Origin of the sequence: Enterococcus sp. 5H (assembly GCF_028128615.1) — a bacterium.
Taxonomy (GTDB): Bacteria; Bacillota; Bacilli; order Lactobacillales; family Enterococcaceae; genus Enterococcus_L.
In genome coordinates this window covers 267,300-291,456 of sequence record NZ_AMDP01000019.1, presented here as the reverse complement: position 1 = coordinate 291,456, position 24,157 = coordinate 267,300, and the positions used below count along the sequence as shown (strand labels likewise).

The 24,157-nt window shown below is 36.7% G+C and carries 24 protein-coding genes and 1 other annotated feature (1 of these 25 running past the window's edge); of the genes, 4 read left to right on the top strand and 20 right to left on the bottom strand.

Translation table 11 applies throughout. From position 1 onward, the window contains the following. Positions 1 to 6 precede the first annotated feature (6 nt). The 6 genes from C240_RS07380 to rpsO all read right to left on the bottom strand — a co-directional run bounded on the left by C240_RS07380 (position 7) and on the right by rpsO (position 7,240). Positions 7 to 1,302 (bottom strand): coiled-coil domain-containing protein, encoded by a 1,296-nt coding sequence (locus C240_RS07380; protein WP_271493287.1) that lies wholly within the window; start codon positions 1,300 to 1,302, stop codon positions 7 to 9. Positions 1,303 to 1,561: 259 nt separating this feature from the next. After that, on the bottom strand, positions 1,562 to 2,878 hold the full coding sequence (locus C240_RS07375) for a coiled-coil domain-containing protein (protein WP_271493286.1): 1,317 nt from the start codon (positions 2,876 to 2,878) through the stop codon (positions 1,562 to 1,564). Between the two features lie 203 nt (positions 2,879 to 3,081). Then, on the bottom strand, positions 3,082 to 3,591 hold the full coding sequence (mreD, locus tag C240_RS07370) for a rod shape-determining protein MreD (protein ID WP_271493285.1): 510 nt from the start codon (positions 3,589 to 3,591) through the stop codon (positions 3,082 to 3,084). Positions 3,592 to 3,598: 7 nt separating this feature from the next. Further along, entirely contained in the window at positions 3,599 to 4,459 is an 861-nt protein-coding gene (gene mreC, locus C240_RS07365; protein WP_271493284.1) for a rod shape-determining protein MreC, read from the bottom strand. Between the two features lie 187 nt (positions 4,460 to 4,646). Continuing rightward, positions 4,647 to 6,761, bottom strand: coding sequence for a polyribonucleotide nucleotidyltransferase (gene pnp / locus C240_RS07360; RefSeq protein ID WP_271493281.1), 2,115 nt, complete (start codon positions 6,759 to 6,761; stop codon positions 4,647 to 4,649). 209 nt (positions 6,762 to 6,970) lie between these two features. After that, positions 6,971 to 7,240, bottom strand: a complete 270-nt coding sequence (gene rpsO / locus C240_RS07355) for a 30S ribosomal protein S15 (RefSeq protein WP_069663025.1) — start codon at positions 7,238 to 7,240, stop codon at positions 6,971 to 6,973. Between the two features lie 286 nt (positions 7,241 to 7,526). Between rpsO and def the strand changes: the two genes are divergently transcribed. Then, a complete protein-coding gene (def, locus tag C240_RS07350; protein ID WP_271493278.1) occupies positions 7,527 to 8,090 on the top strand; it encodes a peptide deformylase in 564 nt (187 codons plus the stop codon). Between the two features lie 52 nt (positions 8,091 to 8,142). Here def and C240_RS07345 read toward each other — a convergent pair whose 3' ends face one another. The 3 genes from C240_RS07345 to C240_RS07335 all read right to left on the bottom strand — a co-directional run bounded on the left by C240_RS07345 (position 8,143) and on the right by C240_RS07335 (position 10,489). Then, positions 8,143 to 8,919: a Cof-type HAD-IIB family hydrolase gene (locus tag C240_RS07345; protein ID WP_271493276.1), complete on the bottom strand. Its 777-nt coding sequence runs from the start codon at positions 8,917 to 8,919 to the stop codon at positions 8,143 to 8,145. A gap of 22 nt (positions 8,920 to 8,941) precedes the next feature. After that, positions 8,942 to 9,589, bottom strand: coding sequence for a DNA alkylation repair protein (locus tag C240_RS07340; protein WP_271493274.1), 648 nt, complete (start codon positions 9,587 to 9,589; stop codon positions 8,942 to 8,944). 102 nt (positions 9,590 to 9,691) lie between these two features. After that, positions 9,692 to 10,489 carry a formate/nitrite transporter family protein gene (locus tag C240_RS07335; RefSeq protein ID WP_271493272.1) on the bottom strand — a complete coding sequence of 266 codons (798 nt, stop codon included), beginning with the start codon at positions 10,487 to 10,489 and terminating at the stop codon, positions 9,692 to 9,694. Between the two features lie 361 nt (positions 10,490 to 10,850). Between C240_RS07335 and C240_RS07330 the strand changes: the two genes are divergently transcribed. Together C240_RS07330 and rpsD are read left to right on the top strand one after the other, a co-directional pair. Then, positions 10,851 to 12,176 (top strand): TPM domain-containing protein, encoded by a 1,326-nt coding sequence (locus tag C240_RS07330; RefSeq protein ID WP_271493270.1) that lies wholly within the window; start codon positions 10,851 to 10,853, stop codon positions 12,174 to 12,176. A gap of 275 nt (positions 12,177 to 12,451) precedes the next feature. Then, positions 12,452 to 13,063 carry a 30S ribosomal protein S4 gene (gene rpsD, locus C240_RS07325; RefSeq protein WP_271493267.1) on the top strand — a complete coding sequence of 204 codons (612 nt, stop codon included), beginning with the start codon at positions 12,452 to 12,454 and terminating at the stop codon, positions 13,061 to 13,063. Between the two features lie 123 nt (positions 13,064 to 13,186). Here rpsD and C240_RS07320 read toward each other — a convergent pair whose 3' ends face one another. Both C240_RS07320 and C240_RS07315 read right to left on the bottom strand, forming a co-directional pair. Continuing rightward, positions 13,187 to 13,861: an ABC transporter ATP-binding protein gene (locus tag C240_RS07320; RefSeq protein WP_271493265.1), complete on the bottom strand. Its 675-nt coding sequence runs from the start codon at positions 13,859 to 13,861 to the stop codon at positions 13,187 to 13,189. A gap of 36 nt (positions 13,862 to 13,897) precedes the next feature. Then, on the bottom strand, positions 13,898 to 14,983 hold the full coding sequence (locus C240_RS07315) for an ABC transporter permease (RefSeq protein WP_271493263.1): 1,086 nt from the start codon (positions 14,981 to 14,983) through the stop codon (positions 13,898 to 13,900). Positions 14,984 to 15,157: 174 nt separating this feature from the next. On the opposite strand from C240_RS07315, the gene lepB reads away from it, so the two are divergent. Beyond that, a complete protein-coding gene (gene lepB, locus C240_RS07310) occupies positions 15,158 to 15,706 on the top strand; it encodes a signal peptidase I (RefSeq protein WP_271493261.1) in 549 nt (182 codons plus the stop codon). A 51-nt stretch (positions 15,707 to 15,757) separates the two neighbouring features. Here lepB and C240_RS07305 read toward each other — a convergent pair whose 3' ends face one another. The 9 genes from C240_RS07305 to trpE all read right to left on the bottom strand — a co-directional run bounded on the left by C240_RS07305 (position 15,758) and on the right by trpE (position 23,367). After that, a complete protein-coding gene (locus C240_RS07305; protein ID WP_271493260.1) occupies positions 15,758 to 16,375 on the bottom strand; it encodes a DUF1054 domain-containing protein in 618 nt (205 codons plus the stop codon). A 50-nt stretch (positions 16,376 to 16,425) separates the two neighbouring features. After that, positions 16,426 to 16,998 (bottom strand): GNAT family N-acetyltransferase, encoded by a 573-nt coding sequence (locus C240_RS07300; protein WP_271493258.1) that lies wholly within the window; start codon positions 16,996 to 16,998, stop codon positions 16,426 to 16,428. A gap of 103 nt (positions 16,999 to 17,101) precedes the next feature. After that, positions 17,102 to 17,872, bottom strand: a complete 771-nt coding sequence (gene trpA, locus C240_RS07295) for a tryptophan synthase subunit alpha (RefSeq protein ID WP_271493255.1) — start codon at positions 17,870 to 17,872, stop codon at positions 17,102 to 17,104. Beyond that, positions 17,869 to 19,062 (bottom strand): tryptophan synthase subunit beta, encoded by a 1,194-nt coding sequence (trpB, locus tag C240_RS07290; protein WP_271493253.1) that lies wholly within the window; start codon positions 19,060 to 19,062, stop codon positions 17,869 to 17,871. Before trpB ends, trpA begins: the two co-directional genes overlap by 4 nt. Further along, complete coding sequence (locus C240_RS07285; RefSeq protein ID WP_271493251.1) at positions 19,055 to 19,660, bottom strand: phosphoribosylanthranilate isomerase; 606 nt, start codon at positions 19,658 to 19,660, stop codon at positions 19,055 to 19,057. Before C240_RS07285 ends, trpB begins: the two co-directional genes overlap by 8 nt. After that, entirely contained in the window at positions 19,657 to 20,415 is a 759-nt protein-coding gene (trpC, locus tag C240_RS07280; protein WP_271493249.1) for an indole-3-glycerol phosphate synthase TrpC, read from the bottom strand. Before trpC ends, C240_RS07285 begins: the two co-directional genes overlap by 4 nt. Further along, complete coding sequence (trpD, locus tag C240_RS07275; protein ID WP_271493248.1) at positions 20,416 to 21,429, bottom strand: anthranilate phosphoribosyltransferase; 1,014 nt, start codon at positions 21,427 to 21,429, stop codon at positions 20,416 to 20,418. It lies immediately after the preceding gene. Continuing rightward, positions 21,422 to 22,006: an anthranilate synthase component II gene (locus C240_RS07270; RefSeq protein WP_271493246.1), complete on the bottom strand. Its 585-nt coding sequence runs from the start codon at positions 22,004 to 22,006 to the stop codon at positions 21,422 to 21,424. Before C240_RS07270 ends, trpD begins: the two co-directional genes overlap by 8 nt. Next, entirely contained in the window at positions 22,003 to 23,367 is a 1,365-nt protein-coding gene (trpE, locus tag C240_RS07265; protein ID WP_271493244.1) for an anthranilate synthase component I, read from the bottom strand. The genes C240_RS07270 and trpE overlap by 4 nt, the downstream gene beginning before the upstream one ends. A gap of 628 nt (positions 23,368 to 23,995) precedes the next feature. Further along, positions 23,996 to 24,157: a binding site (T-box leader), on the bottom strand; it runs 68 nt beyond the window's last position.

Below are 24,157 nucleotides of genomic sequence, written 5' to 3'. Positions count from 1 at the left end.
ATTAGATTACATACGTACAGCAAAGCTTGGTGTGAATGAACCAACATTACTATACTCAACACCTGTGCTTTCATTACCAGCGTGGATATATCCACCGCCACCTGTAGCAATCGCTACGTGGTAAGAAGCGCCTGGAGCACCCCAGAAGTATAAATCGCCTGCTTGAGCTTCTCCTACAGAAATACGAGTACCAGCACTTTCCTGAGCTACTGTGTAACCACCTACGTTACGTCCAGTACCATGTAAAAATGAGTAATAAACTAATCCTGAACAGTCAAAACTGCTAGGTCCTTTAGCTCCCCAAACATATGGTTTGCCAACTTGTGCTGCCGCTACTGCGATTGCACCTTGACCAGTTGGTGGAGGAGTTGGTTCTGGTTCTGGTGTAACAATACCACCGCCACCAGTATTGCCACCAGTGTTACCACCTGTAGAACCGCCAGTACTTCCACCAGTTCCGTTATTCGAATTAGATGTAGATGATGATTGATCAGTTGATTGAGTAGTTGATTGTTCAGTAGCAGTTGTTGTAGATTCAGCAGCTTTTTCAGCTGCAGCTTCTGCTGCTGCTTTCTTAGCGTTATCTGCAACTACTTTTTCTTGTTCAGCAATACGAGCACGTTCTGCTTCTGCTGCTTCTTTTTCTTGTACTAAACCTGCTTTTTGATCTTCAGCTGTTGCTCTTTCAGCAGCTAAAGTTGTTTGCAATACTTTTAAATCAGCTTCTGCTTTAACCAAATCACCTTTTTGAGCTTCTAATGTTACTTGGTTTTCTTGAAGTTCTTGAAGTTTTGTTTCGTTTTCAGCTTTTTTATCTTCTACTGCTTCTTTATCTTCTTGTTGTTGTTTAACTAAATCGTTATTAGCTTTAACAATTGTAGACATTGCAGTCACACGAGTAATTGCATCAGAAACTGATTTCGCGTTCAAAACTGCATCCATATAGCTTGTGCTGTTTCCGTTAACTTGCACGTCACGAGCTTGATTTTGGATTGCTACTTCACGTTTTTCAATACGTGTTTTTAATTGAGAAATTTCATTTTCTAAATTAGTAGATGTTTTTCTTAATTCGCCTTGTTGAGTTAGTAAAGTTTGAGCTTTTTCATTAATTGAAGCTACTTGATTTTGAACTGTAGTCACTTGGCTTTGAGCATCAGCTTCTTGAGATTTCAATCCGCTAATTGCTTGATCTTTTTGTTGAATTTTTGAATCCACTTCATCTGCTGATACAACGCTTGGTAATGATACAGATGTAAGGGCTAATGTACAAATCATTAGTAATGGTAAAACACTTTTCTTCACTATTCATTCCTCCGACTTTTGCTTAATAATATATTCATCGTTTGAGTAATTTTCATTCTTTTATTAACAACGTTGTCATTGTATCATAGTCAGATGTCATACATATAATAATAATGTTACAGGAGTATTTCATTTGAACCGTTAAAAATGACATCTAAAATAGATGCTTATATTATACATAAATTGGCTGCTTATTGCCCATAAAAAAATAGCCTGCAATAAAATACTACTACATTTTATTGCAAACTATTTTAATTTTTTATCCTGGGAAACGCCATACTACTGCTCTGAAGTTTGCCGCATATGGGCTTGGTGTCCATCCAGTAGTTGTTGATACATAACCAGAACCTGCTGGATTATTTGACTCAACAATCTGAACAGAATTTCCATTAACACCTACTACTAAGACAGTATGAACTCCATCCATCCATGCATCGGGACTAAGAGAATTCTCATATTGAACAACATCTCCAACTTGAACATCAGACCATGAAACTTGGACTGCTCCTGATTGAGTATATCCGCTATGAGGACCACCTGGTGTAAAGCGAATGCCTGCAGCGTTCAACCAGTTTTGTACGGCAACAATACATTCACCGCTTTGACCCCAACCAGTTGGATTCGTTTGACCTACAGAATTTAAAGCAATTTGTGCTGCCTTTTTCTTGGCAGCTGACACTTCACCATTTCCGCCAATACTGCTGCTGCCTGTGTTGTTATTATTTTGTGAAGTTGAGTGTTCAGCCTCTTTTGTTGTACCGTCTGTATTAACAACATTAGTTCTTACTAGTCCAGGATTAGCTGCTTGAGCTTCTGCTAATTTCACTGCTGCTTCAGCTTCTGCTTTGCGTTGATCTTCTAATTCTTTTGCTTGTTTTGCTTGTTCTTCTGCTAATTTTTTCTGAGCTGCTTCTTTTTGAGCAACATAATCAGATTTTTTGTCTTCTTCAGTTGAACGTTGTGCTTCTAATTCATTCTTAGCTACTTCTTGTTCAATTTTCAACGTTTTCAAAGAATCTTGTTGTCTAGTTAGTTCTTTTTCAGAAGTTTCCAAGACAGAAATTTGTGTTTCAACACTGTCTGACTTTTTCTCTACATCTTCTTTGTCAGTGTTTTGTTGCTTTAATAAGTCATTATTTGCGCTAACTAGTGTTGAAATTCCTTGCACACGGCTAATTGCATCCGCAATTGATTCAGAATTAACAATGACATCTAAATAACTTGTGCTTGCTCCACTTACTTGAACATCACGTGCTTGATTGCGCATTTGTACTTCTCTTTTTTGAATACGAACGTTCAAATCAGAAATTTCATTGTATAATGCTTTGATTTCTTTTGTAAGTTCATCTTTTTTAGCAGACAATTCATCAATTTTTGCTGCTGTTGTTAACATATCAGATTCAATTGTAGCTAATTTAGCAGCGGCTTCTGATTCTTTTGTCTTCAATCCATTAATTATTTCAGTTTGCTGGTCAATCTTTGTGTCATATTCATCTGCAATTACAGTGCTCGGTAAAGCAATTGACGTCAACGTAACTGAACAAACCATCAAGGCTGATATTATATTTTTCTTCACTATTTTGTTTCCTCCGAAATTTACATTTATGTATTTAAATTGATTTTAAGTATTTTTTGATTAAATCAACAACGGCTTAATTGTAACATAGCAGTATGTCATCCAGATAAAAGGGAGATTACAAAAATGTTTCATAACGATTTTAAAATAACAATCGTCATATGTAGGGAAGTGCTTTTTTTAATAAAAACGTAAAAAAGAGATTACTTATTAGCAAATAATCTCTTTAATGGATATGAAAAAATAACAAATATTAACATATTAAAGAGCAAAGTTGGTCCTAAAACTCTCGTGATAAATAATAAAGGTGCAACGTTAGATAGATGGAAAACAACTTGTAAACCAACCGAAATCAACTCGTATGTCGTCACAAATATAATCATTCCGAAAAAAGCAGTTAACAAATTAGTGTGTACTACTTTCTGAAAGTGATACATCATCATAACCGTCGCTGTTAAAGCTACCGTATAGATGCCTATAACACCTAAATAATAACTGTCACAAATCATTCCTAGAATCAATGCAGTAATCAATAAATAACGCTTAGATAGATTTGGTATCGCCATTAAAAATGCCAGTAACATAAAATGAGCACTTGCAAAATAAACATTATCTGTTAAACGTTGTGCTGATTGGGTCAGATGTCCGTCAATCAACATCAATAAAAAGAAAACAACCGGCGCATAATATTTAACATTTTCTTTCCGTATCATTTATTTCTCAATCCCCCGCTCCAGCTAGCCTTTTGATAATCGTAACAACTGGGACATCAGATGTATCTGCGTAAGGTTTAACATAGATTTCTCTGTCTAAGCCGTAGCTGTCAGGTTTTACTTTTTGGACAATCCCAACAGGCAAATTGGCCGGAGAGTTTTGGCCTAAACCAGATGTTTGAACAACATCGCCTTCTTTGATCTCTTTTTCTCCAACTACTTGGGAAACGATCATCATATTTTCTTTGTCATCGTAACTTTTCAAAAGTCCGTACGAATCGCCTTGTTCTGAAGTGATTTTTACTGGAAAATGGTTTGAATTTTGATTTTTAGATGTTAACAATTCTACTTTTGAAGAGGCTGCGTTAACTTCAATCACGCGTCCAATTAACCCTTTTTGTGATAACACTGCCATGTTCGGCTCAATACCATCATTCGTACCGCGATCAACAATTAGGAAATCTTGCCACATATCCGGTGTACGTGTTACAACAGTTGCTGTTACTTTTTCATAATTGCCCAGCGTTTCATTTAAGTCTAACTCTGTTTTTAGTGATTCGTTTTCTTTTTTCAAGTTATCGTTTTGGATTGCTAGTTCTCCGTATCCATCAATTCTTTCTTTTAAACGTGTATTTTCATCATACGTATTTAATAAGGCGCTGATTGAAGATACCCCATTTCCAATCGCTTTGGCAGGAAATGAGACGATTTTATCAATGAAACTAACACTGTCATTCACTGCAGATTGACCAAGATTGTTTTTTCCGCTGTTTGCTCGATGGGCAGCGGTCAAACTGATAACTGTCACCACGATAATCACAACGATTAACGTAATAATTATATTTTTATTTGGATTAAATTTTTTCACATCGACACCCCGAATAATCTTTAGACTGATAGCAATAATTTTACCACTAATTTAAGGCAAACAAAAGAGCTGTGGTGCGTCTTTACATTTTTTTATTAAATATTCTTGTTTTTCACAAAAAAACAGAGCAAGATAAATCCTCACTCTGCTTTAAACGACTCTTTAGATGACTCGCAGTTTTTATTGATTATTTTTCTTTGTTTTCTTCTGTTAGCAATGCTTTGCGGGAAACATTTACACGACCTTGTTTATCGATTTCAGTAACTTTTACAAGAACTTCATCGCCAAGTTTTACAACGTCTTCCACATTATTCACACGTTCATTAGCTAATTGAGAAATATGAACTAGACCGTCTTTTCCTTTAATCAAGTTAACAAACGCACCAAATTTTTCGATACGAACAACTTTTCCAAGGTACACTTGTCCTACTTCAACTTCTTTTGTTAACTCTTCAATAATTTTGATTGCTTTTTTAATCATCTCAGCATCAGCAGAGGCGATACTTACATTACCATCTTGATCGATATCAATTTTGACACCAGTTTCTTCGATGATACCATTAATTGTTTCGCCGCCTTTACCTATAACATCTTTGATTTTAGCAGGAGCAATTTGGATCATTTCAATCTTAGGTGCGTATTGACTTAGCTCAGCACGTGGTTCAGCCAATGTTGATGTTAATTCAGCAAGAATTTCCATACGGGCTTTTTTCGCTTGTGTTAATGCTTCTGTCAAGATTTGTTCTGTGATTCCTTGAATTTTAATATCCATTTGTAAAGCTGTAATTCCGTCTTTTGTTCCGGCAACTTTAAAGTCCATATCACCTAAATGATCTTCTAGACCTTGGATATCAGTTAGAATTGTATAATTTTCACCATCGCTGACAAGTCCCATCGCAATTCCGGCAACTGGTGCTTTAATTGGCACACCCGCATCCATTAATGCTAAGATTCCGGCACAAATACTTGCTTGAGAAGATGAACCGTTTGATTCTAATACTTCAGAAACTACACGGATTGTGTATGGGAAATCTGTTTCATCTGGGATAACTTGCGCCATTGCACGCTCACCTAAAGCACCATGACCGATTTCACGACGACCAGGAGATCCGGCACGACCTGTTGAACCAACAGAAAATTGCGGGAAGTTATAGTGATGAATGAAACGTTTACTGTCTTCTACACCTAGACCGTCAATGATTTGGTGTTCACCAAGCGGCGCTAATGTACAAATAGATAATGCTTGTGTTTGTCCGCGGGTAAATAAACCAGACCCATGAACACGTGGTAAAATACCAACTTCTGATGCCAACGGACGAATTTCATCTAACTTACGGCCATCAGGACGGATTTTATCAATGGTAATTAATTCGCGCACAACATCTTTTTCAAGATCTTCTGCGATTTGTTTTACTTCTTTAGTTACTTGCTCTTCATCTTCATGTCCAGCAAATTTTTCAGCATAAGCTTCTTTTACTTGGTCTTTGACAGCGTCAATGTTTACTTCACGCGCTAATTTTTCTTCGGTCATAACGGCTTCTTTCATTGTGCCGTAATATGCATCAAAGATTTCCTTTTTCAAGTCTGCATCAACTTGTAATAATTTGATTTCCATTTTTTCTTTACCGACAGCGGCAACGATTTCTTCTTGGAAAGCAACTAATTCTTTAATCGCATCAAAACCAAAAAGTAAAGCACCCAGCATGTCTTCTTCTGATACTTCTTTGGCTCCACTTTCCACCATATTGATAGCTTTTTTCGTACCAGCAACAGTTAATTCGATATCTGTTTTCTCGGCTTGTTCAACGGTTGGATTTAGGACATATTCTCCATCCACACGACCGACATCAACACCTGCAATCGGGCCGTCAAAAGGAATATCTGAAATTGCTAATGCTAGAGATGAACCAAACATTGCTGCCATTTCTGGTGTGCAATCTTGTTCCACACTCATAACAGTGTTTGTAATTTGCACTTCGTTACGGAAACCTTCCGCAAACATTGGACGAATCGGACGGTCAATCAAACGAGCTGTTAATGTTGCACGTTCACTTGGACGACCTTCACGTTTAATAAAACCGCCAGGAATTTTACCAACGGCGTACATTTTTTCTTCATAGTTGACTGTTAATGGGAAAAAATCAAAATCACGGGCATCTTTTGAAGCAACGGCCGCACTTAAAACAACTGTGTCGCCATAACGAACTAAAACAGCTCCGTTTGCTTGTTTGGCTAATTGTCCTACTTCAACTTGTAAAGGGCGTCCGCCCCAAGTTGTTTTGAAAACTTGTTTTTCTGACATATATCTGTTCTCCTTCGATTCTTCGGAAAAGCGAGACTGCTACTAAACAAATGAAAAGATTCAAATATTTGAGTCCTTTTATTTGGTTAGTAGATTCATTCAAACTTTCCAAAGATAGTTATTTTTTAGTATTTTAAGGATACTCAACCTGCGCTTTTAAATAAGCTAAAAAGCGAGGTTCATTAAGAATCTCGCTTTTCCTTGTTTGATTAACGACGTAATCCTAAGCGTTGGATCAATTCGCGGTAACGTTGGATGTCAGTTTTACGCAAGTAAGCTAACAAGTTACGACGGTGTCCAATTTTTTTCATTAGTCCACGGTAAGAATGATGATCTTTTTTGTGAACGCGTGCGTGTTCGTTAAGGTGGTTGATATCAGCAGTTAATACAGCGATTTGTACTTCTGGTGAACCAGTATCTCCTTCATGACGAGCATACTCTTTAATGATTTCGTTTTTCTTTTCTTTAGACATTGCCATGTTTTTCACCTCTTCTTTAAGTAATCATCTCACTACTGAGTAATGCGTTGGTGACTCGCACAACCAAGTAAAAGACGGTACGTTTCCATACAGGTACACTTTACAGGAAAGCTCTTAAAAATGCAAGACCAAACGTTAGGATTTGCTTGTTTTTTGAACAATTTATCCCCATTTATAAATGTTTTATGATAAACTAAATGAGCGAATAAATACATCAACGAATAGATTGATCTTTTTGGATTCGAAAATCTGGACGTTTAATATAAGTTGAAGGAGGAACTATCCTATGATTACCATGGAGGATATTATCCGTGAAGGAAAACCTACACTTAGAGAAGTTGCTGAAGAAGTTGCGTTGCCGCTTTCTGATGAGAATATCAAGTTAGGTGAAGAGATGATGGAGTTCTTGAAAAATAGTCAAGATCCTGTCAAAGCAGAAGAATTAGCATTACGAGGCGGTGTTGGTTTAGCTGCCCCGCAATTAGATATTTCAAAACGAATCATTGCAGTACATGTACCAAGTGGAGATTTAGAAAATCCTGAACCTACTTTAAGCGCAGTTATGTACAACCCTAAAATTTTGAGCCATTCCGTACAGGATGCTTGCCTTGGCGAAGGTGAAGGTTGCTTATCTGTTGATCGTGAAGTCCCTGGTTACGTGGTCCGTCATAATAAAATTACACTTTCTTATGTTGATATTGCTGGTGAAAAACAAAAAATTCGTTTGAAAAATTACGAAGCAATTGTGGTTCAGCATGAAATTGATCATTTGAATGGAGTTATGTTTTACGATCATATTAACAAGGAAAATCCATTCGCGTTGAAAGATGGCGTTTTGGTGATTGAATAATTAAAAGCTACCCGATCTTCTACGATGTTAGAAGATCGGATAGCTTTTTTATTTAAATTGCCTTTAATTCTTTCAACGCTTTCCAAATACCATCATTATCATTCGTATCTGTCACAAATTTTGCTTCTTTTTGAATGTGAGGTAATGCGTTCCCCATTGCAACACCAATACCCGCTTCACGCAACATTTCGCGATCATTTTCGCCATCACCAAAGGTAATAATATTTTCTCGCTCAATCCCCACACGATCAGCTAAATTCAATAAGGTCGCTGCTTTAGAACCATCTTTCGGTACAATATCAACACTTTCAGCGTGCCAACGGATGAAACGGAAGCTAGAAAATTCATGGTCAAATACACCATCTGAAGCTTCATCATAAAAAGCTAAAGCTTGATAAATATCATTTTCTTTTTGGAAATTCGTATCATATTCCGGCGCTTCAAAATTAATTGTGCGCATCGCTTCAGCCATTTGTTCACGGCGGTGATGATTTTTCTTTTTCACATCATCTAAACCAACATAAGCTAAACCAATCTCTCTCTTCTCCACTTCAGAAGCGAAGCGATGTAATTCATCTTGATCCAGTAAATTCTGGAAATACTGCTCATGATCTAAAAACGCTGCTGCTCCATTACAAAGAACATAGTTTGAAAAATCTAAATCCATAATAATATCTTGTGCCATAAATCGGCTGCGTCCTGTAGCTACTGTCACTAAATGACCTTGTTTTCTTAGTGCCTGTAATGCTTCTCGTGTGCTTTCCAATGGTTGTTTGTCTGTTCCCAACAAGGTTCCATCAATATCAAATGCAAAAAGTTTTCTTTTCATCGCGTGTTTTTTCGCTCGCTTTCTATGGTTTTGGCAAGTATTTACTGCCTTCTCTAACGGCTAATGGGCTTAAAGTATTGGTCGCAATCATTTCTTTGACCCATTCAGGATCAATTTTACTATGTTGACGCAACGCCCAGCCAATTGCTTTTTGAATAAAGAACTCATCTGTAGTTTTATCATAAATGATGGCTTTTTTCAATAACGCTGTGTTTGTTTTTTCTTTATATAATAGTTGCAGATTGATTGCAATTCGGCGATGCCAAAAATCTTCTTCACCATAAAATGCATCAAATAGCTGCGGCATTTCGTCAAAGTGATACGATCCCCAAAGTCCAAAAAATTTACGCCACGAATCCACACTATCCCACCAAGCTTTTTCAACGACAAAAGGTTTAAAACTTAACATTTCATCAAAAGATAATCGTTTAACATTAACAGTTGCCAGATCAATTGCAACATATTGGTACTCACGCTCTGGTTTTTGATAATAATAAGAGATTAGCTCAAATAATTCTTCGTAAGAAAATTGTTTACTTTTTTTCAGTAACTCTTTCTGAAGTGCTGTCCTTTCGGGCGCTGGTACACCTGCAAAAGGAAATAAATTTTTCATATATGCTGACATTTGCTGGGCTTTTTCTTTATTTTCTGGAAAAATCACTTCATTCATTTCAGGTCTCCTTTTAGCTATTTATTCCATTTTACTTTATTTAGTTCAAAACAACAAAAAAGCTGAAACAAACATTCACGTTTTGTCTCAGCTTACATTTAATTAGTCTAAATAATTGGTATCTGCGTTATTTAGCCATGCATAGCCTAAGCCCATTACTAAACCACCACCGATAAAGTTACCGATCAAAGCAAAGAATAAATTATGCGCTACACTACCAACTGTCATTGCCGCCATTGTTCCATGAGAAGCAAAATACGCTAAACTAAACGCAGGGAAATTAGCGATAACGTGTTCGTAGCCAAGAAAAGCAAAGATAAAGATAATAAAAACAATTGCTGCAACTTTACCCGCATCATCTTTCATACGCATACTTACTAATACGGCCGTATTTACAACAATATTTGCAAAAATAGCTTCTACTAAAATTTGTGTCGTTGTTTTATTTAATTTTCCAGCAATAGAAGTGAAAAAGAAGTTATCTGATGCCAAGTCTTGATAAGGTACTGTTAGCGAAATCAAATAGCCGAAAAATACGCCGCCGACTAAGTTGAAGAAAATACAAGCAAATAAAATTTTAGCTGCAAAAGAGAAATTGATTTTCTTACGGTAGACACCTACTGTCATATATAACATATTCGATGTTCCTAATTCAGCATTCATATAGAGAATCATCACAAGTGACCAACTGAACATAAATGCATAAAGCATTTTGCCTAAACCATGTGAGATATCTTCACCTTTCATAGCAATAGCAAAAGCTACCGCAGTTCCTAATGTTAAGAACATACAAGCCAGCATAGCACGAAAAGCATAGCGTAAAAAACTACTTTGGAATAAGTTCATTTTTTTATTAATAGATTTGTCGATCTGTTCAAATAATGGCGATACAGGTTTCATTTTGTTTCTCCTTTTCATATCGTTTTCAACTTATATTTTCAAAAACATCCTTTATCATTTTAAAGACCAGCAAGCAATTTGTCTAGTGCTTTTTCATACAAAGTACCACTTTTTACCATTATAAGCAAAACAAGCGGTAAAGTTCGTCAAGCCCTCGCTCTTTTTCATTCTTTTCACTCACTTCATTTTTTATGAAGAAACAATGAGAAAATCATTCGGAAGACCGATGAGATTTCACACTTAACTGATAAAATAGGAGTAAGTTATCTATTGAGCAATAAAAACGGGGTTGTTTTTATGAAAAAGCTGATAACCTTTGAGACAAAATTTTACCAAACTATGGGGAAGTAAGGTGAGCGAAATGTCAAAACAAGAACAAATCAATCAAGTAAAAAAACTGGATCACCGAATCAAAAATCATTATAAAACGATAAAATTTACAAACACCGTATATTCAATCGGTATGCTTACTATTTTCTTGATCTGTGTGGGCCTTTTCAGTATCTTTTTCTTAACTAATTCGCGCTACTCAGAAAAAATGGCCGCCTATGACCAAGAACTTAACAACCTACGGCAAGAAAAAGTAGCGATTGAATCAGGAAAAATCATCACTGCTGAGAAATCTTTTGACACTATTTTACAGGAAAATCTGAATAATTTAAAAGAGTATCCTCAAACAGAAAACAACTACACCGTTTCTATTGAAGGTACAAATAGCGAGATCACACTCAACGAAAATAATATTTTTGTCTCAGATAATGCAAACATGTTAAATAACAAGACCAAACAAAAAATTTATGAGCTTAATAAACAATTAGCAGCAAGTACGAATGGCGCGCAGTTAGAAGTCATTACGGTTCCCGAACTACCAAGAGGCGAAGATATTGAATCGTACGCTAACAAATTGTTCAACCAATTAGGGATCGGCGATAAGACGGAGAATAACGGTATTTTATATCTGATTGCTCTGGACGATCGTGAATTTCGTTTGGAAGTCGGCTATGGGTTGGAAGGTATAATCCCTGACGGAACAGCCGATTCAATCATCAATGATGACGAGATCGTTGATGCGTTTAAAGATGAAAAATATGACCTGGCAGTGAATCAAGTACTCGATCAAGTATTCCCTCTAATGAATACCAAAACGGCCTTAGTCGATTCAAAGATTAATCAAGTCGAGAGTCAAAAAAGTGCCGCCAAATGGGGGCATTGGGGACTAGGGATCTTTCTGTTCTTTGCTGTATTGACGAATTTAATCCTAACGTTTAGGAGTCTTTCAGCAGGGAAAGCTTTAAAACAAACATACAACGACTATCAAAACCAGATTTCAATCTCTGCGAATAAAGAGACAGAAATTCAGCTCGCTGAAATGAAACAAACGAACTTCTACCACCTAATGTTAAGCGGCAGTTCATTGATCGCTTCAAGAAGAAAATTACGTCGCTCGATTGCCCGAGGTCGTTTACTAAAACATCCTTCAGCTCAAAAGAAAGCCTTTGGACGTGTCTTGATTGGAGACACTTTATATTCTGGTGACGGTTATGTGTTAACAACAGCCTACCTTGCCTCTAATTATAATTCTGCCAACTGGTCTGACAGTAGCAATGGTTCTGATGGCGGCGGTTCGTCTTGGGGCTCATTCGGAGGGGGTTCATCTGGCGGTGGCGGTGCATCCGGTGGATGGTAATTGCTTGGAATGATGCAAGAAAAAGCTTGAGTTATCCGCTATTCTGAGGTATACTAGTCAACGTGTAAAATAAGCAGCAGAAAAATAATAGACTCGTCAACAGTTCATTGCCTTATTGTTTAACTTCTAAGACTAAAAAGTCTTAACAGTTTTTCTGGTTCAACTGCGTAACCACGGCTGCAAAGGGTGAAGGTTGAAGAATGAACTGAACGAATATGAATTTTTCAGAAGATTATTTTACTCCAAAAAAACTTATTTTATTGGAGGAATTTTTAATGTCACGTTATACAGGACCATCATGGAAAATCTCTCGTCGTCTAGGTATCTCTCTATCAGGAACTGGTAAAGAACTAGCACGTCGCCCATACAAACCAGGACAACACGGACCAAACAGCCGTGGTAAAGTTTCTGAGTACGGTATGCAATTAACTGAAAAACAAAAATTACGTCATATGTACGGTATGAACGAACGTCAATTCGTTAACTTGTTCGTTAAAGCTAGCAAAATCAAAGAAGGTAAACACGGTGTTAACTTCATGATCTTACTAGAACAACGTTTAGATAACGTCGTTTACCGTTTAGGTTTAGCAACTACTCGTCGTCAAGCACGTCAATTAGTTAACCACGGTCACGTGACTGTAGATGGCAAACGCGTAGATATCCCTTCTTACCACGTTGAAGTTGGTCAAGTGATTTCTGTTCGTGAGAAATCTCAAAATATCGTAACAATCAAAGAAGCAGTTGAAGCGACAGTTGGACGCCCAGCATTCGTAAGCTTTGACGCTGAAAAATTAGAAGGAAGCTTCTCTCGTTTACCAGAACGTGACGAGTTATATCCTGAAATCGACGAAGCTCTTGTCGTTGAATACTACAACCAAAAACTTTAAGATATCAGAGAAAATTTTTCACGATATCTTTCTATCAAACCTTGCTCATTTTATGAGCAAGGTTTTTTGTTATAAAAAATAAAGCCTCACCTGATTAGTAGGCTGGCTTTATTTTTTACGATACTATGATGTTTGTTTTTCCAATACGCCATCTTTCATAATGAAGACTTCATCACAGTAATCAATTAAGCGTTGATCATGAGTTACCATGATCGTTGCTTTGTTTTTTTCTTTTGTTTCTTTCGCTAATATTTTTACCACTTCAAATGCTCGATCTGAATCTAAACTAGCTGTCGGTTCATCTGCTAAAATAATCGATGGATCATTATACAATGCTCGAGCGATAGCAACACGTTGACGTTCTCCCCCTGAAATTTCATCTGGATATTTTTTCTTTAAATGTTCAATACCCAATTGTGTTAATAACTCATTGACTTTATCCACATTCGCCTTTTCCTTTTGAACTTTATCCACTAAATACAGCTGTTTTTCCACAGTTAAAAAAGGAACTAAATTAGAAGCTTGTAAGATAAAGCCAATTTCAGCAAAACGAATTTTTGAGCGTTGCTTTTCACTTTCTTGGCTAAATGCTTCGTCGTTAATCTTAACTTCCCCATTGGTCGGTGTTTGCAAGCCTCCAGCAAGTGTTAAAAATGTACTTTTTCCTGAACCACTCGGACCAATCACTGCCACAAATTGACCTTTTTCCACAGAAAAATTCGTCGGCTTTAATGCTTCAATGGTTGTATCTCCATCTAAAAACTGTTTATCCACAGTTAGAAATTCAATTGCCTTCAATTTGATTCCTCCTTATATAAAAGCTTTATCCAAAGGTTAGCCAATAGATTTCAACGGATCAATTTTCACAATCGTTCGGACAGAGAATAACGCTCCTAACACTGCAATAATCACCATCAATCCTGCAATCGCTAAAAAGAACAACCAATTACTTTGGAAAGGAACGGCCACGGGCAAGACTAATGCTGTCCCCACTGTTCCAAGTAATCCAATCAAAACACCAATTACTGCCAATAAAAAGGTTTGAGCAATCACTGATCTCGAAATATAGCCACTTGAAATCCCTTGTGCTTTCATAATCCCGAAAACATTCGCTTTTTGCATTGTTAAAACATATATGAAAATCCCAATAACAATCGCTGCAATTACCACTAAAAAACCGATCATAAAGCCAAATGTCAAGACTTGAGCACTGTAACCAGGCAACTTATTAATGAATGTTTTGATCGGATAAATCTTCAAATCCTTATCATCCACCGATGCATTCTTTAGATCATGATCTTTTGCGCGAAACACAATTGCATTTACTCGAGCGTTCTCTGAGGTATCCGTTTTTTCAAAACGAATTTCCTGATATGATTCAGTTGAAACATACAAAACAGGTGATACATTAAATTTTGCATTTTCTGTAAATCCGACTACTTTTAATTTTTTGTCACTACCGGCTAATTTGATAGTATCGCCTAACTGAATATCATTTTCTTTTTTTAGACTATTATCCACAACGGTTTCATTTTCATTAGTAAATGCTTTACCTTCGACGATGTTTGGCATCAAAAATTCATTTTTATTAATCCCAAAAAAACTGACATTAATTTTTTCACTGCCTTTTTTATCCAGTTGAATGACACCAGCTGTTTGTCCAAGTACCGCTTTTTCTTTAGCTTCCACCTGATCCTTTGATTTAATCGGGATCATTGACATATTAATATTGGTATTGGCTTCATCCGACAAAACGATACCATCTGCCTGCCACTTATCCACAGCCGTTCGGTTATCTTCCGCTAAGCCATAAGACAAACCTGTTAAAAAGAAAACTAAATAAGAAATTAAAAACATAACCCCAATAATCAATACATATCGCAATTTTGAACGTAAAATTTCATTCCATGCTAAAAACATATCCATCCTCCTTATCGTTTGATAAGTTTTATCAAAGTATAACAAATTTTAAATATAGGGACAAAACATCTGTTTTAAACTAAGAATATTTCATAGAATTTTCTATTCTTCTTCTTTTTTCATAATTTTAATCTGATATACTAAAATAAACAAGTTTTTAAAAGGAGATTTATAATGGAAAAGAAAAAGAGTAATGTACTTTGGACTGTCTTGCAATTGGGTTTTATTTTATTATCCGTACTTTTGTTAAGAATGTTCGTTTTTACACCTGTTGAAGTTGTTGGAATTTCGATGGAACCCACTTATCATGAATCAGATCGTTTATGGCAATCATCATTGCTTACACCTGAACGCTTCGATATTGCTACATTTCCAAGTCCACGAAACGGTAAAAGAATCGTTAAACGTATTATTGGATTACCTGGTGATACCGTTCGGATGGAAAACGATCAATTGTATATTAACGATAAAAAATACGATGAACCTTATTTAGATGAATTTAAGAGTGAAGTATCTGACGGAATGCCTTTAACTGCTGATTTTAGTTTAGAAACGATTGAAGGCGGTGCAGCAGCTGTTGTTCCAGAAGGAAAATATTTTGTTTTAGGAGATAATCGCCGAAAAGCAGATGATAGTCGCTATTTTGGTTTTGTGGATGAAGAGGATATCGTTGGTGTTGTTTATTTCCGTTACTATCCATTGAATAAAATTGGCGTACAGTAAATAAAAAAAGTGAACGGGCTATCAAATTTTTCTGATAGTTCGTTCACTTTTTTATTGCTGTAACTCAATTGCCAATTGATACAAAGGCACTAACTCCTGATAAGTTTTCAACATGTATCCACGTGCTTTTTCCGAATCATTCAATAAAGCATCTTCTTTTTTTATAATTCGACCAATTTGAAATTCACCTTTTTTGACATCACGAAAACGGGTTAAATGCTTTTCTAAATCAGCGTCTTGCAATCGCTCGATCATTGGCTGCGTGTGGTCAATCGATAGATAAAAATCATCATCCAATTGTTCAAATAATTCTTGATTATCTAAAAATGCCTGTGCAATTTCTTTTTCATTTTTTGGGTTATCAATCAATGACAGCCACATAAAAAGATAGTCTTCCCAAATACCTAATTGGAAGTGAGCTTCCATTTTATAGCCGCGCTTTTTCTGACTTAATGCAGACCACGTATTCTCTGGTGGATAAACGGTTCTACGGCGATGCTGAGCAATATGAACAAAAAATTCTGTTCCCAATTCTTCACCTAATTTTTCCGCAAAATAATCATCCAACTCTTGGAATTTCGGCTGAATTTTTGCACGAATTTCAGCCATTCTTGGATCTAATCCCTCGATTGTAAATACTTCAAAATCTTTTTCTGTAAACATTAGCATGTACTATATTCTCCTCTAAACCGTTCTTTCCCAACGATTTTCTTCTAAAGCTATTTTTTATTTTGCCGTTGCCACTCTTCCACAGTAATTCCTCGCATAACGTCAGTGACAACTTTACCTTTACAAATTCGAGCATTAGGAACGGTTCCTTCAACTTTCATACCAATTTTTTCCATAACTCGTCCAGAATTTGGATTATCAATATCATGTTCGGCGAAAATTCGAATCAGCTGTAATTTTTCGAAACCTAATCTCAAGATCTCTCTAGCTGCTTCTGGCATATAACCCATTCCCCAGAAGTCTTTATTTAACGTATATCCAATATCACCAATCGCATGTTTTTCTATAATTCGTATTTCAATTGTACCAATTAGCTTGCCTGTTTCTTTTATCTCCATACCATATTTCCCGAATGGTTCAGACATAAAATAATTAGCAATATTTTCTTTTGTATCTCTAACTGACTGGTGCTGCGGAAAAACGAAAGTTACTGTCTCTTCATCCGAGCCGTACTCAAACATATCATCTGCATCCGCTAGTGTAATTGGGCGTAAAAGTAAACGCTCCGTCTCTAAGTATTGGTTTTCTGCAAAAATCAAGTTTCGATTGATTACGAGTTCCATAGGCCCACCTGCTTTTTATACTACTTTACAGAAAGAACGGTTTGGAGGCAAGGGGAAAATGAAAATTAAATAAATTCTGTTTTGCTTTCAAACTTTACAAATTTTAGCTATCACATGTTATTTCTTCAATAAAGACTCTAACCTCTTCTTGTTTTCCTTCACCTAACATCTGGACAATTTTACTGCCAACAATTACACCTGCACAATTTTTTCTAAAACGCTCCACATGTTCTTTGGTTGACACACCAAATCCAGCCAATACTGGTTTATCACTGACTTTTTGAATATAGGCTAAATGCTCATCTAGCGACTCTTGGTAATCTCGCCCAGTTCCCGTCACACCATTTACCGCAACGGCATAAATAAATCCCTCACCTGCTTTTGTTAACTCAGGAATTCTTTCTTTTGGTGTAGTTAAAGCAATTAATGGCACTAATGAAAGATCACTTTTTTCTAATAATGGTGTTACTAAATTTTGATGTTCATAAGGTAAATCAGGAATAATTAACCCTTTTACATTTGTCTCTGCTAGATCTTGAACAAATCTATCTAATCCATAAGTAAAAATCGGATTGAAATACGTCATAATAACTAATGGTGTTGAGGTTTTTATTTTTTTAAGTTGCTGAATAATTTTGCCTAAAGTCACTTTTTGTTTTAGCGCTCGTAAACCTGCTTCTTGAATCACAGGTCCGTCTGCAACAGGATCAGAAAACGGAATACCTAGTTCAATCGCGCTAGCTCTTGCTTGGGAAAGTAATTGGATTTCTGCATCTAATTGATCCAAACCTTGAGCACCCGCCATAATGTAGGGAATGAAAATCATTTCGTTTGCTTGTTGTTTTGCTGTTAAGTGTTTCGTTAATGATTTCATTTGTTTCCCTCCGTTTCAAAAAGTTCTTTAATTTGTTGTACATCTTTATCGCCTCGACCTGAAAGGCAGACGATAATTTGTTTTTCTGAACCTAATTCTTTGGCTAATTTTAAGGCGTGACTAATCGCATGGGCACTTTCTAAAGCTGGAATAATTCCTTCTGTTTGGCATAAAATTTTAAATGCTTCCAGTGCTTCTGCATCTGTTACAGATTCATAGCTTGCTCTATTGGTTTCATTTAAATAGCAATGTTCCGGACCTAATCCTGGATAATCTAAGCCTGCTGAAATAGAAAAAGCTTCTAAAATTTGTCCGTCAGGATCTTGCAACAGCTTCATCATCGCACCATGTAAAACACCGGTCGTGCCTTTATTAATTGAAGCAGCATGGGAACTAGTTTCCAATCCTAGGCCAGCAGCCTCCACACCAATTAAAACAACTTCATCATTGATAAATGGATAAAAAATCCCCATTGCGTTACTACCACCGCCGACACAAGCGACAACTGCATCTGGTAATTTATTTTCCTCAGCTAAAAACTGACGTCTAGCTTCAATCCCGATAATACTTTGATAATCACGAACAATTTCAGGAAATGGATGAGGACCTAAAACAGAACCCATAACATAATGAGTATCTTCTACATTGGCAACCCAGAAACGAAGTGCTTCATTCACTGCATCTTTCAATGTTTGACTGCCAGATGTGACACTTTCAACTTTAGCGCCTAACAATTCCATCCGAAAAACATTCAGAGATTGACGCACCACATCTACTGCACCCATAAAAATTGTACATTCCATTCCGAATAATGCTGCAACTGTTGCTGTTGCAACGCCATGTTGCCCTGCGCCTGTTTCGGCTACAACTTTCGTTTTCCCCATTTTTTTCGCTAATAAGATTTGCCCAATTGTATTGTTAATTTTGTGCGCTCCTGTATGATTCAGGTCTTCTCTTTTTAGATAAATTTTTGCTCCGCCAGCGTAGTCCGTCAGACGTTCCGCGAAATACAAGGGATTTTCTCGCCCGATATATTGTTTTAAATAATAATTCAATTCCGCTTGAAATTCTTCATCTTCTTTTGAAGCTTTGTAAACTTCCTCTAATTCCTTAACTGCATACATTAAGGTTTCCGGCACAAATTGACCGCCATAGTTACCGTAAAACCCTTGATTTGGTTGATTATACATCTAATTCCTCCTTGGCTTGTTTTAAAAAAGCGATTATTTTTTGAGTATCCTTTTCACCATTTGTTTCTACTCCGCTGGAAACATCCACAGCATAGGGGTGAAATTGTTTTTTGGCTTGTTGAACATTTTCTATCGTTAAACCACCTGCAATGATGATTTTCTTATGATTAATTTGGGTTAAATCCAATTGCTGCCAATTAAAGACCTCACCGTTTCCGCCAACGAATTTTTTAGGCGGTGCATCAAAGAGTAAATAGTCAGCTTTTTCTGAATCTATTCTATTCACTTGTTCTGTTCCATCAACGGCAATTGCTCGAATAAGTGGTACAGAAAATTGAGTAGCTTTCAGTTCACCATGAATCTGGACTACATCTAAACCTACACTTTGAATAATTGCTTCTACATCTGATTTATTTGGAGAAACAAACACACCAACTTTTTTGACTTGTTTAGGCACGGAAGCTGTGATTTCTCTGACTTTTTCAGGTGTTACTTGGCGTTTACTTTCAGCAAAAACAAAACCCAGATAATCGGCTCCATGCCTGACCGCTGTATCCACATGTTCTTTGGTCTTTAAACCGCAAATTTTGACCTTCATCTCTGCACCTGTAATTCTTGCACTTTTTCCTTTGGATTTCCTTGTCGCATTAGACTTTCACCAACTAAAACTGCTTGATAATTTTCTTTTATAAGCTTGACTTGTTTACTTGTTGAGAATCCAGATTCACTAATATAAACGGCTTGCGTTTGTTGCTTCTGAGCCAATTTCTGACTTACTGATAAAGAAACATCAAATGTTTTTAAGTTGCGATTATTTACGCCAATTAATTTTGCAGGCAATGCTTCGGCAATCGTTAGCTCTATTTCATCATGAACCTCAACTAGAACTTCTAAATCAAGACTTGTAGCAATTTTATACAACTCTGCTAACTTTTCTTTGGTCAGCGCTGCGACAATTAACAATACAATCGTCGCTCCTGCGTTTCTGGCTCGAATCAACTGCTTTTTATCAATAATGAAATCCTTACACAAAACAGGAATATCCACCTCTTTTGTCACCTGCTTCAAATCTTCAATTGAGCCCTTAAAAAATACTGTATCCGTCAGTACAGAAATTGCTGATACGCCTGCTTGTTGATAGTCTTTAGCTTGCTCAACAACGTTTACTTCTAAATTAATATCTCCCTTAGAAGGCGAAGCGCGCTTAACTTCACCTATAATATGAATTTTCTCTGGGTGCTCTTTGACGAATTGATAAAAAGAATATGTTTTTCTTAGTGGCAAAATTTGTTCTTCTGGCATCTGATTGACTTCTATTTCTTTTTCGCTGATAATTTTGTCTAAAAAATCCATTTAAGCTACCTCCTTTTGAATTCGAATCAGTTGTTGTAACTTATCAAACGCCGCTCCGCTGGCAATACAATCTTTTGCTAATAAAACACCATTTTCTACACTAGACGTCTTGCCATTACTGAAAAACCCTAAACCCGCATTTAATAAAACTGAATCCAAATATGGACTTTGCTGATTATTCAAAATAGATAAAAGTGTTGCTGTATTTTGTTCTGCATTGCCACCACGTATCCCGTCTAGTGGTATTCTCTTTAGCCCTACCTCTTCTGGTTCAATCGTATGCATCGTAATTTTTCCATGCTCAAGTAATGCATAGTTTGTTGTTCCAGCAAGTGAAGCTTCATCTAAACCACCGAAACCATGCACTACAACCGCTCGTTTCCGTCCAAGTTCACCTAAGGTTTTTGCAGTTTCTTCTAAAAGATCTTGACGATAGGTTCCCATTAATTGTGATTCTAGTGATACAGGATTCGTTAACGGACCAATTAAATTTAAAATTGTCGGTATTCCGAGCTCTTTTCGAACTTTCATTACGTATTTCATTTTTGGGTGCATATGTGGGGCAAAGAGGAAAGCTAAGCCGATTTCATTTAATAACGTCTCTAATTTTTCTGGTGAAAGAGCCAAATCTACGCCTAAGCATTCAAAAATATCTGCACTGCCGGATTTACTGGAGATACTACGATTCCCATGTTTCGCAACAGTTACACCACCCGCTGCTAAAACGAAAGCCGAAGTTGTACTGATATTAAAACTACCTGATTGATCTCCGCCAGTACCGCAATTATCCATCACATTTTCTTTTTGGCACTTAATGACTACTGCTTTTCGTTGAATCGTTTCCGCAATTCCAGCCATTTCTTCAGCAGTTTCACCTTTACATTTCATCGCTGTTAAAAAAGCTGCAATTTGGCTATCTGTAAGCTTTCCTTCAAACATTTTATCTGCTACTTGCTGCGCTTCTAAACGAGTTAGATGTTGTTTACTAAAAAGTTTTTCAAATAAATCATTCATTTGATCGTTCCTCCGTTAATTGAATAAAGTTTTTTATCATCGTTTGGCCTTCAAGTGTTCCGATAGATTCAGGATGAAATTGAAATCCGAAAACTGGATATATTTTGTGCTCTATCGCCATAATTTCCTGATCGTCATCTGCTATTGCTGTAATAGTAAATTCACTAGGTAATGTTTGCGGTTCAATTATTAATGAGTGATAACGCATAACAGCAGTATTCTTTTCGATTCCTTGAAATAGTTGATTCTTTTCTCTTATTGAAATCATTGATTGTTTGCCGTGTCGAATCTGTTGAGCTGAACTTATCTGAGCACCGAACACTTCACCGATTGCTTGATGACCTAAACAAATTCCTAAAATTGGTTTAATTTGATAAAATTTTTGAATAACTTTTTTTATTTCCCCAGCTTCATTTGGTCTGCCTGGTCCCGGTGAGATTACAATTGCCCGCGCTTGTTCTGCCAGTTGATATATTTTTTCATCATCATTGCGGACAACAACTACTTCTTGTTCTGTTTCGATTAATTGTGCAAGGTTGTGCGTAAATGAATCATAATTATCAATCAATAAAATCATCCCCCCACCTCCAAAAGAGCTTTTGCTTTATGCAAAGTTTCTTCATATTCTTTTTCCGGTACTGAATCATAAACAATTCCGGCGCCAGCTTGGACATAGGCTTTTTTCTGGTGAATAACCATTGTACGAATCGCAATCGCAAAATCAGCTTGATCGTTTTTAGAAAGGTAACCAACTGCTCCAGCATATATCCCTCGTTTAACTGGCTCGAGTTCATAAATCCGCTGCATCGCTCGAATTTTCGGTGCACCGCTAACTGTTCCAGCAGGTAAAGTTGCTTTTAAAGCATCCATCGCTGATAATCCTGTTTTTAACTTCCCTGTCACAACAGACACTAAATGCATGACAAAACGATATTTTTCAACGGTCATATAAATAGGAACTTCAACTGAACCAGTTTGACTGACTTTTCCTATATCATTTCTACCTAAATCAATTAGCATTAAATGTTCTGCACGTTCCTTTTCATCATTCAATAATTCTTGTTCTAATGACAAGTCTTGCTCAACTGTTCGCCCACGTTTTCTAGTCCCTGCAATTGGATTCGTTGTGACTAGTTGGTTTTTAACACTCACTAGACTTTCCGGCGATGAGCCAATTACGTATGTTTCCCCAAAATCTAAAAAGTATAAATAGGTTGAGGGATTTGTCACTCGTAAACGGCGGTAGTAATCAAAAGGCTCTTCAGTAAAATCTGCAGTTAAACGTTGAGACGGAACCATTTGAAATAAGTCACCTTGTTGGATATAATCCTTGATTTTTCTGACTGTTTGTTTGAATGTTTGTTTAGTAAAATTACTACGGTAGTTTAATTTGTTTAGTTTGATTGTTTTTTGTTCTTCTAAGCTTGGTGTTTCCAGCTCTTTGATTTTTTGCTGCAGTGCTTGTTCAAGCTGCTTTTCTGTCCGCTTAGAATAAGTATTTGCCTCTATTAATGAAATTGTTTCGCTTACATGGTCGAAAATTAAATAAGAGTCAAATAGGTAAAAATGAATATCCGGTACGTTTAATTCATCAAATGGTATAGTGCCTAAGTTTTCGTAACAGGCTATTACGTCATAGCCTACGTACCCAATGGCACCCCCTTGAAATGGTAAATCGATTAGTAGTTCTTCTTCTTTTAAAACATATTTTTCAATTTCTTTTAGTGGATCTTTTATACTAGTTGTTTGTCCATCTATTGTTAATCGGTTACCCCGGCAAGTAATTTCAGAAACGGCATCCCATGCAATGATGGAATAACGACCTGTGCTTTTGTCTCTGGGAATACTTTCTAATAGGCATTTGTTCTTTCCTTTAATTCTTAGAAATGCGGAGATTGCAGTTAGATAATCGGCTTGGATTTTTTTTAGTTGTTGCATTGAGAAACCTCTTTTCTTTGTGGATTTTTAATTTGTTTTCTTTCATCACTGAATATTATTTGATTACTGATTTTTGATTAGTTTCCTATACCTAATTTGATATTAAAATGGTGAGTTTCTTTCGTGCGGCAATTTCGCTCTATTTGGTCGCCAAGTATTGTTCAACATCTGCTCTGGTGGAGCCAATCGCAGTCCTTCAATTCTTTGAGCTTTAGCTCTTAGAAATTGATGTGATCGTAACGAAGTGTAGTGTTTCTCTAGTTCGGTAACTTCGCTCCCCTTGGTCGCCAAGTATTGTTCAACATCTGCTCTGGCAGAGCCAATCGCAGTCCTTCAATTCTTTGAGCTTTAGCTCTTAGAAATTGATGTGATCGTAACGAAGTGTAGTGTTTCTCTAGTTCGGTAACTTCGCTCCCCTTGGTCGCCAAGTATTGTTCAACATCTGCTCTGGCGGAGCCAGTCGCAGTGTTTCACAACAAAAAACCTCACAAAACAGCACAGAAATCTGTTTTGTGAGGGCGAATAGATATATCCACGGTACCACCTCATTGAAAATCATTCCTCTTAATCTTCGAAACATCCGTAAATTGATATACAAAAAAGCCCTCAAACCACATAAAACATGTAGTTTGAGGGCGAAATATTCACGGTGCCACCTCAAGTTTGAAAGAAATTCTTTCCTCTTTTCAGTCGTCTATCAACGACCTTACTCTATAACGGGAGTTCCCGAAAATGCCTACTTAATCATTCAACATTTTGCTCGAAAGTCCATTCACAACCCATCCCCTGC